The organism is Bosea vaviloviae (assembly GCF_001741865.1).
GTDB classification, from domain to species: domain Bacteria; phylum Pseudomonadota; class Alphaproteobacteria; order Rhizobiales; family Beijerinckiaceae; genus Allobosea; species Allobosea vaviloviae.
Map to the genome: position 1 here is coordinate 5,466,114 of NZ_CP017147.1, position 14,638 is coordinate 5,480,751.

General features: G+C 66.2%; 13 protein-coding genes. 3 read left to right on the forward strand and 10 right to left on the reverse strand.

All coding sequences use genetic code 11. The annotated features are described in order from the left end of the window. Window positions 1–3 precede the first annotated feature (3 nt). The 5 genes from murB to BHK69_RS25220 all read right to left on the reverse strand — a co-directional run bounded on the left by murB (window position 4) and on the right by BHK69_RS25220 (window position 5,170). Complete coding sequence (gene murB / locus BHK69_RS25200) at window positions 4–930, reverse strand: UDP-N-acetylmuramate dehydrogenase (protein WP_069692501.1); 927 nt, start codon at window positions 928–930, stop codon at window positions 4–6. 13 nt (window positions 931–943) lie between these two features. Beyond that, the gene (locus BHK69_RS25205; protein ID WP_199578982.1) at window positions 944–1,231 is read right to left on the reverse strand and encodes an endonuclease domain-containing protein; all 288 of its coding nucleotides are present in this window, start codon (window positions 1,229–1,231) and stop codon (window positions 944–946) included. A gap of 257 nt (window positions 1,232–1,488) precedes the next feature. Beyond that, window positions 1,489–2,898 (reverse strand): UDP-N-acetylmuramate--L-alanine ligase, encoded by a 1,410-nt coding sequence (gene murC, locus BHK69_RS25210; protein WP_069692502.1) that lies wholly within the window; start codon window positions 2,896–2,898, stop codon window positions 1,489–1,491. A 38-nt stretch (window positions 2,899–2,936) separates the two neighbouring features. Beyond that, complete coding sequence (gene murG, locus BHK69_RS25215; RefSeq protein WP_069692503.1) at window positions 2,937–4,031, reverse strand: undecaprenyldiphospho-muramoylpentapeptide beta-N-acetylglucosaminyltransferase; 1,095 nt, start codon at window positions 4,029–4,031, stop codon at window positions 2,937–2,939. A gap of 5 nt (window positions 4,032–4,036) precedes the next feature. After that, window positions 4,037–5,170, reverse strand: coding sequence for an FtsW/RodA/SpoVE family cell cycle protein (locus tag BHK69_RS25220; protein ID WP_069692504.1), 1,134 nt, complete (start codon window positions 5,168–5,170; stop codon window positions 4,037–4,039). A 192-nt stretch (window positions 5,171–5,362) separates the two neighbouring features. Here BHK69_RS25220 and BHK69_RS25225 point away from each other — a divergent pair, with 192 nt between their 5' ends. Further along, window positions 5,363–6,163: an SMI1/KNR4 family protein gene (locus tag BHK69_RS25225; RefSeq protein WP_148663584.1), complete on the forward strand. Its 801-nt coding sequence runs from the start codon at window positions 5,363–5,365 to the stop codon at window positions 6,161–6,163. A gap of 325 nt (window positions 6,164–6,488) precedes the next feature. Continuing rightward, a complete protein-coding gene (locus BHK69_RS25230; RefSeq protein ID WP_069692506.1) occupies window positions 6,489–7,616 on the forward strand; it encodes a GGDEF domain-containing protein in 1,128 nt (375 codons plus the stop codon). A gap of 66 nt (window positions 7,617–7,682) precedes the next feature. On the opposite strand, the gene BHK69_RS25235 is transcribed toward BHK69_RS25230, so the two are convergent. Further along, window positions 7,683–8,183, reverse strand: a complete 501-nt coding sequence (locus tag BHK69_RS25235) for a cupin domain-containing protein (protein ID WP_244548319.1) — start codon at window positions 8,181–8,183, stop codon at window positions 7,683–7,685. Window positions 8,184–8,751: 568 nt separating this feature from the next. On the opposite strand from BHK69_RS25235, the gene BHK69_RS25240 reads away from it, so the two are divergent. After that, window positions 8,752–9,168, forward strand: coding sequence for a hypothetical protein (locus BHK69_RS25240; protein WP_069692508.1), 417 nt, complete (start codon window positions 8,752–8,754; stop codon window positions 9,166–9,168). A gap of 31 nt (window positions 9,169–9,199) precedes the next feature. Here the strand turns inward: BHK69_RS25240 and murD are convergent, their stop codons facing one another. The 4 genes from murD to BHK69_RS25260 are packed head-to-tail and all read right to left on the reverse strand — an operon-like array spanning window position 9,200 to window position 14,613. After that, window positions 9,200–10,630, reverse strand: a complete 1,431-nt coding sequence (gene murD, locus BHK69_RS25245; protein WP_069692509.1) for a UDP-N-acetylmuramoyl-L-alanine--D-glutamate ligase — start codon at window positions 10,628–10,630, stop codon at window positions 9,200–9,202. A 2-nt stretch (window positions 10,631–10,632) separates the two neighbouring features. Continuing rightward, complete coding sequence (mraY, locus tag BHK69_RS25250; protein ID WP_069692510.1) at window positions 10,633–11,715, reverse strand: phospho-N-acetylmuramoyl-pentapeptide-transferase; 1,083 nt, start codon at window positions 11,713–11,715, stop codon at window positions 10,633–10,635. Window positions 11,716–11,734: 19 nt separating this feature from the next. Beyond that, window positions 11,735–13,159 (reverse strand): UDP-N-acetylmuramoylalanyl-D-glutamyl-2,6-diaminopimelate--D-alanyl-D-alanine ligase, encoded by a 1,425-nt coding sequence (locus tag BHK69_RS25255; protein WP_069692511.1) that lies wholly within the window; start codon window positions 13,157–13,159, stop codon window positions 11,735–11,737. Then, window positions 13,156–14,613, reverse strand: coding sequence for a UDP-N-acetylmuramoyl-L-alanyl-D-glutamate--2,6-diaminopimelate ligase (locus tag BHK69_RS25260; protein WP_069692512.1), 1,458 nt, complete (start codon window positions 14,611–14,613; stop codon window positions 13,156–13,158). The genes BHK69_RS25255 and BHK69_RS25260 overlap by 4 nt, the downstream gene beginning before the upstream one ends. Window positions 14,614–14,638: the final 25 nt, after the last annotated feature.

Here is a 14,638-nt window from a genome sequence, read left to right on the forward strand (position 1 = left end):
ACGTCAGCTCGCCACGCCGAGCCGCTTGATCTCCCATTGCAGCTCGAAGCCGGAATTCTGCTTCACCCGGCGCCGGACCTCTTCGCCCAGCCCCTCGATATCAGCCGCCGTGGCGCCGCCGGTGTTGATCAGGAAGTTGCAGTGCATCTCGGAGACCTGCGCCCCGCCGACGCGCAGGCCGCGGCAGCCGGCCGCATCGATCAACTGCCAGGCCTTGCCGCCTTGCGGGTTCTTGAAGGTCGAGCCACCGGTGCGCTCCTTGATCGGCTGGGCCGCCTCGCGCGCCGCCGTGACCCGGTCCATCTCGGCGAAGATGGCCGCCTGATCGCCCGGCCGGCCCTGGAACAGCGCCGAGGTAAAGATGATCTCATGGGTCTCGGCCGCGCTGTTGCGGTAGGTGAAGCCCATATCGGCATGGCTCAGCCTGACGATCTCGCCTTTGCGGGTGACGCCACGCGCTTCGACCAGCACATCGGTCGTCTCGCCGCCATGGGCGCCGGCATTCATGCGCAGCGCCCCGCCGATGCAGCCGGGAATGCCGCGATAGAAGGCAAGCCCGTCGAGTGAGGCGTCGGCCGCCGCACGCGCGACCTTGACGTCGGGCACGGCGGTGCCGGCGCGCAGGCGATCGTCCGCCTCCAGCGAGATCTCGCCAAAGGCCTTGCCGCCGAGCCGGATCACGACACCGGGAATGCCGCCATCGCGCACGATCAGATTCGAGCCGAGCCCAACCACGGTGACGGGGATCTCGGCCGGCAGGCTCGCCAGCAGATGAGCCAGATCCTCCTCATCCGCCGGCGTGAACAGCACCTGCGCCGGCCCGCCCACGCGGAACCAGGTCAGGCCAGACATGTCGTGATTGGGCAGAAGCCGGCCGCGCAATTGCGGCACATCGGCGCGGAGATCGGGCGTGATGTCGGGGAAGGTCATGAGGGTCGCCGCGCTAACCCTTCTCCCCTCGGGGGAGAAGGTGGCCCGGCGAAGCCGGGTCGGATGAGGGAAGTCCGGCGAGACCGATGGCTTCGGCGATCTCGCGCAACACGAATTCGAGGTTTCCTAAAACGCGCTCGTTCGGAAAGCGCAAGACCTTGTAGCCTTCCCGCCTCAGGAAGACGTCGCGAGAGGCGTCCTTGAGCCTCGCTTCATCGGTTTGGTGAGGCTCACCATCCAGCTCGACGATCAACCGATGCTCGAAGCAGCAAAAGTCCGCGATGAACGGCCCGATCGCCACCTGTCGCTTGAATTTGAGGCGTTGAACCGGCGGCTTCGGACTGCCTGCCAGAACGCGGCTTCCGCCCGGGTCGGTTGCCCGCGCTGCTTGCGAGCGAAGTCGAGTGTTTCGGGCGAATTCTTTCGCTCCAGCACTGCCCTTCCCTCATCCGACCGGCTACGCCGGCCACCTTCTCCCGCCCATCTCGGGCTTGCCCGAGATTGGGCAACCCAAAGTGTCAAAGTCGGCAACAGCCGACTTTGATGGGGGAGAAGGAATCAAGGCTCGCTCAGCGCCGCCAGCTCTCCCGGCAGTGCATAGGCCCATTGCGTGATGTTGCCGGCGCCGAGCAGCACGACATAGTCGCCCGGCCCGGCGAGCTCGGCGACTATGCCGGCCAGCTTGTCGGGGCCTTCCAGCGCCAGCGTATGACGATGCCCGCGCGCCTTGATGCCAGAGACCAGCGAATCGCGGTCGGCCCCGGCGATCGGCGTCTCGCCCGCCGCATAGGTCTCGGCCACGATCACCGTGTCGGCGTCGTTGAAGCAGGCGGCGAAATCGTCGAACAGGCTGGAGAGCCGGGTGTAGCGATGCGGCTGCACGACGGCGATCACCTTGCTCTTGGTCGAGGCGCGCGCCGCCTTGAGCACCGCGGCGATCTCGACCGGGTGGTGGCCGTAATCGTCGAAGATCAGCGCACCGTTCCATTCGCCGGTCTTGGTGAAGCGCCGCTTGACCCCGCCGAAGCCGGCAAGAGCCGCACGGATGCTCTCGACCGGAATGCCGAGATCATAGGCAACCGCGATCGCAGCCGTGGCGTTGAGGGCATTGTGATGGCCCGGCATCGGCATGATCAGGTCACGCACGACCTCGTCGCGGCCGCGCTTGCGGTCGCGGATCAGGAGCGTGAACTTGGCCTGGCCGCCGGAGAGGTCGATGTCGATCAGGCGGAAGTCGGCCTGCGGATTCTCGCCATAGGTGACGACGCGGCGATCCTCGATCTGCCCGACCAACCCCTGCACGGTCGGATGGTCGATGCACATCACCGCGAAGCCGTAGAAGGGCAGGTTCTCGACGAAGCTGCGGAAAGCCGCCTTGATCGCGTCGAACGTGCCGAAATGGTCGAGATGCTCGGGGTCGATATTGGTGATGATCGCGACATCGGCCGGCAGCTTCAGGAAGGTGCCGTCCGACTCGTCGGCCTCGACCACCATCCAGTCGCTCTCGCCCATGCGGGCATTGGTGCCATAGGCGTTGATGATTCCGCCATTGATCACGGTCGGGTCGAGCCCGCCCTTCTCCAGAAGCGTCGCGACGAGCGAGGTCGTTGTGGTCTTGCCATGGGTGCCGGCGATGGCGACGCAGCTCTTCAGCCGCATCAGTTCGGCCAGCATCTCGGCACGGCGCACGACCGGCAGGCGCTGCTCGCGCGCGGCGATGAGCTCGGGATTGTCGCGCTTGATCGCGGTCGAGACCACGACGACCTCGGCCTCGCCGAGATTCTCGGCCTTGTGGCCGACGAAGGTCTTGATGCCCTTGTCGGCGAGGCGCTTGACGTTGGCGCCGTCGGCAGCGTCCGAGCCCTGCACCTTGTAGCCGAGATTGTGCAGCACCTCGGCGATGCCGGACATGCCGATGCCGCCGATGCCGACGAAATGGATGGAGCCGAGCTTTGGCGGCAGCTTCATCGGGGGAACTCCTGTGGAGACTAGAGGTTGTACAGCCTCTAGGACGCAGCAACGTCGATGACGAGGCGGGCGAGTCGTTCGGCCGCATCGGGAATGCCGGCGCTCTTGGCGTTGCCCGCCATCGCCGTCAAGCGGTTGGGGTCGGCAAGCAGGCCGGAGAGCTCGCTCGCCAGCCGTCTCGGGGTGAAATCGGACTGCAGGATGCGGATCGCGCCGCCGGCGCGTTCCAGCACGGCGGCGTTGGCGGCCTGGTCCTGGTCGAGCGCGCCTGGCAGCGGCACGAGGATCCCCGGCCGGCCGATCACGGTCAGCTCGGCCACGGTCGAGGCGCCGGCCCGCCCGATGACGAGATGCGCCTTGGCCATCCGCGCCGGCAGGTCCGTGAAGAAGGGCGCGATCTCGGCCCTGACCCCGGCGCTGGCATAGATGCGGCGCACCCGCTCGTCATCCTCCGGCCGGGCCTGCTGCATCACGGTCAGGCGCGCGCGCTCGGCCTCGGTCAGCAATTGGACCGCCGGCGGCACGATATCGGCCATGACCCGTGCGCCCTGGCTGCCGCCGAAGACGAGGAGATTGAGCATGCCGTCGCCGGGAATGGCATAGGGCGAGGCCGCCTCGATCACCGCCGGACGCACCGGATTGCCGACCTGGCGGCATTTTGCCTTGGCCGAGGCCGACAGCCCGCCGACCTCGGCGAAGCCCGTCGCGATGATGTCGGCTCGACCCGCCAGGAAACGGTTGGCGCGGCCGATCACGGCGTTCTGCTCGTGGATCAGCGTCCTGGCGCCCGCCAGCGAGGCGCCAAGCACCGGAGGAACCGTCGGATAGCCGCCGAAGCCGACGACGATCGCGGGCTTGAGCTCCTTGACGATCCGCCGCGCCGCGAACACGCCCTTCGCCAGCGTCAACAGCGCCCTTGCCATCTTCAGGGGCGAGCGGCCCGACGGCGTCGCCGCCTGGACCGCATGCACCGCCTCGGCTGGAAAACTGCCGGCATATTCGGCGGCGCGCGTATCGGTCATCAGCACGACGCGCGCTCCTTGCGCATGCAGCGCATGGCTCAGCGCCTCGGCCGGAAAGAGATGGCCGCCGGTGCCCCCGGCGGCCAGGACGACGAGCATGTCCGTTGCCATTGCGGTCAGCGCCTGAATGCGCCGAGATCGACGGCGCGCGGGCGCTTACGCGTCAAGGCCAGCAGGAAGCCGGTGCCGATCGCAAGCGAGATCAGCGACGAGCCGCCATAGGAGATGAAGGGCAGCGTCATGCCCTTGGCCGGCATCATGTGCAGATTGACCATCATGTTGATCGCGGCCTGGATGCCGAAGAGCAGCGAGAGGCCCGTCGTCGCCAGGCGCACGAAGGGATCCTCGGCCTTCTGCGCCACGAACAGCGCGCGCAGCACGATCAAGGCGAACAGCATGACCAGCGCGATGCAGACGATGATGCCGAACTCCTCGGCCGTGACGGCGAAGATGAAGTCGGTATGCGCGTCGGGCAGGATGCGCTTCACGGTGCCCTCGCCCGGCCCTTTGCCGAGCCAGCCGCCCTGCGCGAAACTCTCCAGCGCGGTGTCGATCTGGAAGGTGTCGCCCGAGCCCTTGTCCATGAAGCGCTCGATGCGGGCGCGGACATGCGGCACGAGCTGATAGGCGACCAGGATACCGAAGGCGCCGGCCCCGCCCAGCCCCAGCACCCAGAACCAGTGCAGGCCGGCGACGAAGAACAGCCCGGCCCAGACCAGCGTGATCAGCATGGTCTGGCCGAAATCGGGCTGCAGCACGAGCGGCACGATCGTCAATGGCAGCAGCAGGAAGGCCATGATCGTGCCCGGCAGGTCGGGCCGGCGCGTACCCTCGGCGAAGGCCCAGGCGGCAAGAATGACGAAGGCAGGCTTGATGAATTCCGACGGCTGCACCGAGCCCAGCGGCCCCAGGGTGAGCCAGCGCCGCGCGCCTTTGACCTCGACACCGAGATAGAGCGTCGCCACCACCATGGCGAGCGAGACCACGAAGAGCAGCAAGGCCGAGCGCCGGACCTGGCGCGGCGTCATGAACGAGACGGCGATGACGACGGTCAGCGCGACCAGCAGATAGACCGCCTGGCGGTTGACGAAATGGAAGGTCGAGAGCCCGAGCCGTTCCGAGACCGGCGGCCCACCCGCCATCAGCAGGACGACGCCCGACACCATCAGCGCCACGAGAGCGCTGAGGATGAGGCGGTCGATAGACCACCACCAGCGGCCGCTGAGACTGGGTTCCGCGCGAGAGACCATGCTTGGCTCCAAGATCGAGCACGGCGCAGAGATGCGCCTCGTTTCCGAATCACTCTGTCAATGAATGGTTAAGCGTTTGATTCCGAGGGCGTGGAGACAAGCGCGGCCCGCCAGGTGAAGCCCTGTCCTTGTCGGGCCGGGAGGTCCGATCATGTTGCGAAGCTCGGCTGACGCGGTGCCGCAGAATCTGGCATGAAGCCATCACCTCAATCGGATCTCGTGAAAACCATGACACCAAATGAGAGCGCCCCATTGGCCGACGGTCTTCAGGACGCGATCAGGGATTTCATCGAATCACGGATTGTCGTCGGCGATCTGGCCTTGCCGACGCACTACCCCGAACTTCACGAGATCGGGGCTTGGCAGGTCGGCTTCCGCTCTCACGGGATCACGGGCGAAAGCCTTGTGTCGCGAGCATCGGGCGATTGGCAGCCGGGATGGTATGTCATCGCACTGAACGGCTTCGACGACCCCTTCTTCATCGACATCGACGAAAGATCGACCGGCTTCCCCGTCTACTACGCGGCGCACGGTGCCGGGCGCTGGGATGCCGTCATTGTGGCTGCGAGCCTTCAACGTTTCGGTCAGCTTTTGTCGGCTCTGAACGACGTGAAGGATGACGATGAGCGGCTTCTGAAGCTCATCGAGACCGAAGCCGACATGACGAACGCGTTATGGAGCGAGGTCCATCAGGGTGTCCTTGAGCGGGAGGCACTGGAGAAGGAGTTTCCGCTGGACGAAACGACATTCGACCCCGCGGACTTCCAGCAGGGCACCCTGGTCATCACCGATGTCGGCTCGCAAAAGCTCAAGGTGGTGCAGGTTATGAAACAGGCACTTGGCCTGTCTTTGCCAGAGGTGCTGGCCTTGGCCGGGGAGCGCGACATCGTCGTTGGGACCGGCTCGCCGATCCAGCTGCGTCGCCTCCGTGACAAGCTGGTCGAACTAGGTGCCAAGGTGAAGTTTCGCCCGGATGCGGAGCCGACTGCATAAGGCAGGGCAGTACGCCTCTGCCAACCTCGGCCTCGACTTACCCCGTCCCAAATCCCACATCCCCGGCAGAATTGTCACCAGCGCCCTGAACGCCTCGCCCCGCACCTCGAAATTCAGGAACTGGCGAAGGCGGCCAGGGCCTGCGAAAGCAGCACCGCGATCTCACCTTCGCCGACTGTGTGTCGCGGCAGCGACCATGACATCGGGACAGCCGCGGACTATCGGTCTCCGGAGCCGCACTTCGTAAGATCACCGGCGGATTTCGAGTTCCGCGAGACAACTTCAGTTAAGCCCTCCATGCTATTGCACGCAGGGAGATAGGTTCATGACGACAGCGCCTGCCCGAGCCCCGGACAATGTCCTGCCCGAGCTCGTTGACATCATGTTCACGTCCTTGGCCTCCGTCATCACCGTCGGGGTCGCCCTGGCGGCGGCTGCGTGGATGAGTTCGGCCCTGCATGATGACGATGTCCTCATGGCGGCCGGCATTGCGGCTGTCGTCGTCACGCTCGGACGTGTCCTGATCGCGGCCGCCTATCGGCGCGCCAGGCCTGGAATCCGAAGCTCCGAGCAAGCCCGGCGCTGGGAGCGCCGCTACGCCCTGGGCGGCTTTACCTTCACCGCGCTGCTGGGCGGCCTCGCGGCGTATGTCTTCCTCACCGATGACGCTTCGGCGCAATTGCTGATCGCGACCGTGCTGGTCGCCTATCCCTGCGGGATGATCATTCGCGTCGCCGTTCGACCGATGATCGCCCGTATCCAGCTTGTCCTGACGCTGGCCCTGCCGATCGTCGCATGTCTGATCAATGGCGACCCCGAGCATCTCCTGATGGCGGTCATGCTGATCGCCTATCTGATCATCGGATTCGAGATGATCGCGCATCTGCACATGACCATCCTCGACCGGATCGTCGCCCATCGCGAATTGGCGCGGAAGGCCCTGCATGACGACCTGACCATGCTGCCCAACCGCGCCCTTTTCCGCCAGCGCCTCCAGGAGGAGTGCGACCGGATCCGGCGCTATGGTCAAAGCTTTGCGGTTCTTTATCTCGACCTCGATCACTTCAAGGCGGTCAACGACACGCTGGGTCATGCCGCCGGCGACGAGCTTTTGCGTCAGATTGCCCTTCGGCTGAGAGCGGCGGCCCGATCGTCGGATATCGTCGCGCGGTTGAGCGGAGACGAGTTCGCGCTGATTCAGACGCCGCTCACGGAGCAGGCCGACGCCTGCGCCCTGGCCCAGCGCCTGGTCGAGACCGTGGCCGCTCCGGTCATGATCGACGGACGCGAAATCCGGGTCGGAGTGAGCGTCGGCATCACGATTTGCCAACAGCCGGGCGACGAGCCCGATGCACTCCTGCAAAAGGCCGATCGCGAACTCTACGCGGCCAAGGAGGCCGGACGCGGACGATACAGCATCTCGCAAGCAGCAACAGAGCCCGCAACAGTGTGACGCGTGCGAGCCGGACAGGCTCGGTCGTCCCGAGCTAGCTTGGTTCGCCTTGAAGGTAGCCCAGTCCTAGCCGCGCTGTCCGCCGACCGAGATGAAGGCCATGAGACAGGGCTCCGGCAACGGGTTGCGCCAGCGATGCCGGGTTCCGTTCTGCACAATGCAATCGCCCTGGCGCAGATGGACGATCTTCCCGTCGTCCAGTTCCAGCGTCATCTCGCCACGAACCACGACCCCATAGTCGATGGTGTCCGAGGTGTGCATGCCTGGCGCGCCATGCTCGAAATGCTCCCCCATGCGGGGGATCTTCTCCGACATTTCGCCCAGCGCGCTCGCGAAAGTGACGCCGGGCGGCGGCTTCCAGCCCTCGGGTCGCTTCGGCGGATACGAGATCAGGCGAAACATCGTGCCGCCCGGGCCGGGAAAAGCCTTCGTTCCCTGGAGCATCGGGTCCGGCTCCAGGCCGGTGAGCCGTGGCACGCCCTCGGTCATATAGAGTTCGTAGAAGGTCAGCCCCGGATTGGAATCGATCTCCACCACCTTGGAGGTGACATCGACGGATTTGAACACCGACTTGCCAGCTGCATCGCGACCGGTCAGCGCCCGCTAGGGAGGCGGCAGTTCGCTCGCATCCTTCGCTCCCGCAGGTTGCGGCATCGCGGCCAGGGCGCCGCCGCCGGCGATGGCGGAGAGCGCCTGGAGCAGTTGGCGCCGATCCCCGTCTTCAAATCGCTCAGAAGAGGGCCCCGCCCCGTCCCGGGTCTTGTTCTTGTTTCGTGACCACCAGCGCCAAGAGAGCCTGCTCATCTGTGTCCTCCGCTGTTTCGGTTCTTTTTTGTCGTTGTCTTGCCTTGTCGTTGTCTTGCTTCGTCGCTGTCGCGCTGGCCCCTCAATCGATTTCGTTGGAAGCCTATCCTAAGGTCATCGTTGTGCTGGAGGCGACAGGTCCAAGCAACTAGACCTTAGGCGCACCGTGCAAGCGATGATGCTGCTGCGATGACGATCTCACGCGCCGGATTGCGATCCTGCGCGATCTCGTCCGACTAAAGCCCAATAGTACCGAAGCAGTATCCGGGCGGATATTGTTGCAGGCCGCAGCCGGAAAACCTTGCCCGGCGGGGACATAAAAGGTGCTCACATGACGTCGGATGCCGCCGCCTTCTTCGCCATCGTCATCTTGATGCTTCCGATGGCGTATCTTCTGCTGGCAGCGCCCGGCTTTCTCTTCTTCAAACTCGACATCCCGCAAGTCGCCCGGCTTTTGCGCGGCATGTTCCATGCCTATTTCCTGACATTGACCATCACCAGCGTCATTGGAACGGTGGCTTTCGCCGTGGCAGGACGACGGGCCGTCATCATTGGCGTCGGCGTCCTGGCCTTCACGGTCTCAGCGCGCCGCTGGTTCCTGCAGCGGATGGATCCCCAGATCGATGCTCGGCCTGCCGATGCGGCCCGTCAGCTGCGCTGGCTGCATTGCGGCGGCATGCTCTTCAATGCGATCGAGCTCGCCATCGTCGCGAGCAGTGTTCCCTACATCATGGATACGTCGAGCTGATCAGCTTTGACCAACGGGCCTGCGGAGCAGCCTAATCCGCCCCGAACGGCACCAAGCCCGGCAGCGCCTTGACCAGCGCCCTGAAGACGTCGCCGCGCACCTCGAAATTCGGGAACTGGTCGAAGGAGGCGCAAGCCGGCGAGAGCAGCACCGCGATCTCGCCTTCGCCGGGCTGAGCCTGCGCGTCGCGGGTCGCGGCAGCGACCGCGACATCGAGCGTGCCGCTGCGCTCGTAAGCGACGCGGCCGTCCTGATCGAAGGTCCCCGCAAACAGGTCGCTCGCCGCGCCGATGAGGTAGGCCTTGGCAATGTTGGGGAAGTAGCGGGTCAGGCTCTCGATGCCGCCCTCCTTCGCCTTGCCGCCCAAAATCCAGAAGATGTCGCGGAAGGAGGTCAGCGCCTTTTCGGTGGAATCGGCGTTGGTCGCCTTGGAATCATTGATGAAGACGACCCGGCCGACGCGGCCGATCTCCTCCATGCGGTGGGCCAGGCCCGGATAGGTCTTGAAGCCCGCCGCGATCTCCTCGGCGCTCAGCCCAAGCGCGAAGCAGGCGGCGAAAGCCGCCGCCGCGTTCTGGGCGTTGTGGGAGCCGCGCAAGCTACCGATGCCGGCGAGGTTCGCCACGACCTTGGGCTTGCCGTCCCTGACCTGGACGATGCGGGTGTCGAGCTTGCCGGCATTGGCCGTGATGCCGGCGAAGACGCCCTCGTCCAGCGGCTGCTCGCCGCTGATCTTGACCAGCGGTCGGCCCGACGCCGCCCGCCGCCGCGCCATCTGCTTGGACGGCTCGTCATCGACGCCGATCACGGCGATGTCGGACTGGGCGACGAGACGCTCCTTGATCGCGCCGTAGTTTTCGAAGGTGCCATGCCGGTCGAGATGGTCCGGCGTCAGGTTCATCTGGATGCCGACGGTCGGCGCCAGCGAAGGCGCCAGGTCGATCTGGTAGCTCGAACATTCGATGACATGGACGCGGTTTTGCGCCGGCGGCTCCAGCGCCAGAACGGCCGTGCCGATATTGCCACCCATCTGCACGTCGCGGCCGGCCTGGCGCAGCACATGCGCGATCAGCGCCGTCGTCGTCGACTTGCCATTGGTGCCGGTGATGCAGACGACCGGGGCGGCAGGCGCAATCTTCGCCCGCTCGCGGAAGAACAACTCGACATCGCCGATGATCTCGACCCCGGCGGCCCTGGCTTTCTCGACCGTCCAATGCGGCTGCGGATGGGTCAGCGGCACGCCCGGCGACAGGATGAACGCTACGAAGCCCGCCCAATCCGCCGAGGCGAGATCGACCACCGGAATGCCCTCGGCCGAGGCCTTGTCGCGGCTCGCCTGGTTGTCGTCCCAGGCCGCGACCTCCGCCCCGCCCGCCTTCAGCGCGCGCGCCGTCGCCAGCCCCGAGCCGCCGAGCCCGAACAGAGCCAGGCGCTTGCCTCTGAAAACGGTGACGGGCGTCATGATCAGCGCAACTTGAGCGTGGAGAGACCGACCAGCGCCAGCACCACCGAGATGATCCAGAAGCGGATCACCACTTGCGGCTCGGTCCAGCCCAGCTTCTCGAAATGATGGTGGATCGGCGCCATCAGGAAGACGCGCTTGCCGGTGCGTTTGTAGACTGCGACCTGGATGATGACCGAGAGCGCCTCGATCACGAACAGGCCACCGACGATGGCGAGCACGATCTCATGCTTGGTCGCGACAGCAATCACGCCGAGCATGCCGCCAAGACCGAGCGAGCCGGTGTCGCCCATGAAGATTTGCGCCGGCGGGGCGTTGAACCAGAGGAAGCCCAGCCCGGCCCCGATCATCGCGCCGCAGATCACCGAGAGCTCGCCCGAGCCCGGCACATGGTGGATCTGCAGGTAGTTGGCGAAGATCGCGTTGCCGGTGAGATAGGCGATGAAACCGAAGGTCGCCGCCGCGATCATCACCGGCACGATGGCGAGCCCGTCGAGCCCGTCGGTCAGATTGACCGCGTTGCCGGCGCCGACCACGACGAAGGCCGTGACCAGCGGGAAGAACAGGCCGAGCGGAATGACCAGTTCCTTGAGGAAGGGCATGGCGAAGCCTGACGAGATGCCGGCAGGGCCGAGCTGCATGATGACGCTGCAGGCGACCAGCGCGATCGCGACCTCCAGCAGGAGCCTCGCCTTGCCGGAAAAGCCCTTATGCGACTGCTTCGTCACCTTCAGGTAATCGTCGTAAAAGCCGATCGCCGCATAGCTCGCCGCCACCCCGAGCACGACCCAGACATAGGCGTTGCGCAGATTGCCCCAGAGCAGCGTCGCCGCGAACAGCCCGGCCAGGATCATCAACCCGCCCATGGTCGGCGTGCCGCGCTTGGCGAGATGGGATTCCGGCCCGTCGGTGCGGATCGGCTGGCCCTTGCCCTGCTTGATGCGCAGCCAGGAGATCGCGGCCGGACCGAAGAAGAAGACGAAGAGCAACGCGGTCGCAGTCGCACCACCGACGCGGAAGGTGATGTAGCGGAACACGTTCAGGATCGGGAACGTGCCGGAGAAATCGGCGAGCCAGACGAGCATCGGTTTTCAGTCTCTTGTTCTATTCATCGGCCTGCAGGGTCGGGAAACGCGCCACGATCGCCTTCACGATCGGCCCCATGCGCGAACCTAGTGACCCCTTGACCGTGACGACGTCGCCGGCCCTGATCGCATCCAGTACGAGCGGCTCAAGCCCGCTCGACTGGGCGGCATAAGCACCCCTGAGGGTGGATGGCAAGCTGTCGTAGAGCCCGCGCATCAATGGACCACAGGCGAAAACCTTGTCGACGCCGTTGCCGAGGACGACCTCGGCCAGGCCCTTGTGGAGCTCGGGCCCGCTCGGCCCGAGCTCCAGCATGTCACCCAGCACGGCAACGCGCCGGCCGCGCCCGGACACCGGCATGCGGCCGAGATTCTCGATCGCCGCCCGCATCGAGGCCGGGTTGCCGTTATAGCTCTCGTCGATCAGCGCGAAGGCCCCGCCCGGCCCTTGCAGGATCTGCCTTGCGCCTCGGCCGGCCGGCGGCTTGAGATCGCCCAGCGCCAGCGCCGCCAAGGCGAGATCGGCGCCAAGCGCCGTGACGGCTGCGAGAACCGCGAGCGAATTCAGCACGATATGCTTGCCCGGGCTGCCGAGCCGATAGGTGACCGGCTGGCCCATCACGACGGCATCCACCGTGGAGACATCGGGCTTCAGCGCACAGGAAACCAGCCTGACATCGGCATCCATGCTCTCGCCGAAGCTGATGATGCGCCCGGCCGGGCCGGCCTTGGCGAGACTGCGCAAAAGCTCAGTCTGCGGGATGTCGGCGTTGATGATGGCGGTGCCGCCGGGCTCCAGCGCCCAGAACACCGAGGCCTTTTCCTCGGCGATGCCTTCAAGCGAGGCGAAGGCCGCCAGATGCACCGGCTGGATCGTCGTGATGATCGCGACATGCGGGCGCACGAGCCGGGCCAACGGCAGGATTTCGCCGGGGTTGCTCATGCCGATCTCATAGACGCCATAGGCGACATCGGCCGGTGTGCGACATAAAGTCAGTGGCACGCCCCAGTGATTGTTGTAGGAGGCGACCGGCGCATGCGTCTTGCCCTGACGCGACAGGACGAGCCGCAGCGCCTCCTTGGTGCCGGTCTTGCCGACGGAGCCTGTCACCGCGACGACCTGAGCCTTGAGTTCGGCCCGGCGCGCTGCGCCGGCCAGCTCCATCGCCCGCAGCACGTCGGGCACCACGGCGTAAGGCCCCTCGCCGCTGAATCGTGCGGCATGCGCCTCGTCGATCACCGCGAGCGCGGCACCTTTCGCGAGCGCGCCTGCGACGAACTCATGGCCGTCGCGCGCCTCCCCCTGGATGGCGAAGAAGGCGTCGCCCGGCTCTAGCGTGCGGGTGTCGATCGAGGCCCCGGTCACGGCGGCCGGCGTCGCCCCGGCAAGCCGCGCGCCCATGGCCGCGACCAGGCGGTCTCCGCTCCACAAGGGCGCGCTCATTGATCCATCTCCGCAATCGCCGCCCGCACTACGTCCTGATCCGAGAACGGCAATGTCCGGTCGCCGATGATCTGGCCGGTTTCATGGCCTTTTCCGGCTACGACGAGGACATCGCCGGTTCCCAGCAAGCCGACAGCGTGGCGAATGGCCTTCGCCCTGTCGCCGATCTCTGTCAGCTTGGGCGAGGCCGCAAGGATCTCGGCTCGGATCGCTCCCGGATCCTCGGTGCGCGGATTGTCGTCGGTCACGATCGCCAGATCGGCGAGATCGGCCGCAATCTGGCCCATCACAGGCCGCTTGCCACGGTCGCGATCGCCACCGCAGCCGAAAACGCAGATCAGACGCCCCGCCGCATAGGGCCGCAAGGTCGCAAGCACGGCCTCCAGCGCGTCGGGCTTATGGGCGAAATCGACGACGGCGAGCCCGCCCTTCAGCGAGCCGACGCGTTCGAGCCGTCCCGGCACGCCGACGAGGCCCGACAACGCGTTGAGCGCGGCCTCCGGCGCCTCACCTGCCGCGACAGCGAGCCCGGCGGCGACCAGCGCATTCCCGGCCATGAAATCGCCGACCAGCGGCAGCACGACCTCGATCTCCCGGCCCTGCGCCCGGACCTGAAGGCGCTGCGAAAAGCCCTCCCGCAGCACTTCCAGCAATGTCAGCGTCTCGCCAGCGCAGCCGACGCCGATGATGGGGTGGCCCTTCGCCACAGCGGCGGCCGACGCCTTGTCGGCAAATGCGCCGTCGCGATTGATCACGACCGGCGCGCCAGCGGGCAGCAGGTCCCAGAGCCGCAGCTTGGCGTCGAGATAGTCCTCCACGGTCGGGTGATAGTCGAGATGGTCGCGGCCGAGATTGAGATAGGCGCCGGCAGCAAGCCGCACCCCGTCGAGCCGGCGCTGGTCGAGCCCATGCGAGGAGGCTTCCATCGCCAGATGCGTGATGCCCTCGCCGGCGAGCTTGTCGAGCGAGGCATGTAGCGACAGCGGATCGGGCGTCGTCAGCGAGCCGTATTTCGAGCCCTTGGAGGTGACGATGCCGACCGTGCCGAGGCTAGCCGCCTCATGGCCGAGCACCTGGAAGATCTGGCGGGTGAAGTCGGCGACCGAGGATTTGCCGCTCGTGCCCGTCACCGCGACGATGGTTGCGGGCTGGCGCGGATGGACGACCGCAGCCGCCAGCGACAAGGCCAGGCGCGGATCGCCGACCTGTGCGAAGACGATCGCGCCGTCGAGATCCTGCGGCCTGGGCTGGCCCGAGACGATGGCGGTCGCACCGCGCGCGACCGCGTCCGCGATGAAGCGCGCACCGTCAGCCTTGGCCCCGGCGAGTGCCACGAAGACCGCGCCGGGCGCGGCCTTGCGGCTGTCGAAGACGACACCCGTTACGCTGCGATCCGCGTCGGCCGGAAAGGCTCCGGGAAAGAGTTGGCCGAGGCTCCAGTTTCGCGCATTCATCGCTCGGCCAAAGCCCTGCCTGCCC

What these genes read in the sequence shown, in the direction of transcription:
- murB (WP_069692501.1), bottom strand. Translation starts at nt 930, where the DNA reads ATGACCTTCCCCGACATCACGCCCGATCTCCGCGCCGATGTGCCGCAA.
- murC (WP_069692502.1), bottom strand. Translation starts at nt 2,898, where the DNA reads ATGAAGCTGCCGCCAAAGCTCGGCTCCATCCATTTCGTCGGCATCGGC.
- murG (WP_069692503.1), bottom strand. Translation starts at nt 4,031, where the DNA reads ATGGCAACGGACATGCTCGTCGTCCTGGCCGCCGGGGGCACCGGCGGC.
- BHK69_RS25220 (WP_069692504.1), bottom strand. Translation starts at nt 5,170, where the DNA reads ATGGTCTCTCGCGCGGAACCCAGTCTCAGCGGCCGCTGGTGGTGGTCT.
- BHK69_RS25225 (WP_148663584.1), top strand. Translation starts at nt 5,363, where the DNA reads ATGAAGCCATCACCTCAATCGGATCTCGTGAAAACCATGACACCAAAT.
- BHK69_RS25230 (WP_069692506.1), top strand. Translation starts at nt 6,489, where the DNA reads ATGACGACAGCGCCTGCCCGAGCCCCGGACAATGTCCTGCCCGAGCTC.
- BHK69_RS25240 (WP_069692508.1), top strand. Translation starts at nt 8,752, where the DNA reads ATGACGTCGGATGCCGCCGCCTTCTTCGCCATCGTCATCTTGATGCTT.
- murD (WP_069692509.1), bottom strand. Translation starts at nt 10,630, where the DNA reads ATGACGCCCGTCACCGTTTTCAGAGGCAAGCGCCTGGCTCTGTTCGGG.
- mraY (WP_069692510.1), bottom strand. Translation starts at nt 11,715, where the DNA reads ATGCTCGTCTGGCTCGCCGATTTCTCCGGCACGTTCCCGATCCTGAAC.
- BHK69_RS25255 (WP_069692511.1), bottom strand. Translation starts at nt 13,159, where the DNA reads ATGAGCGCGCCCTTGTGGAGCGGAGACCGCCTGGTCGCGGCCATGGGC.
- BHK69_RS25260 (WP_069692512.1), bottom strand. Translation starts at nt 14,613, where the DNA reads ATGAATGCGCGAAACTGGAGCCTCGGCCAACTCTTTCCCGGAGCCTTT.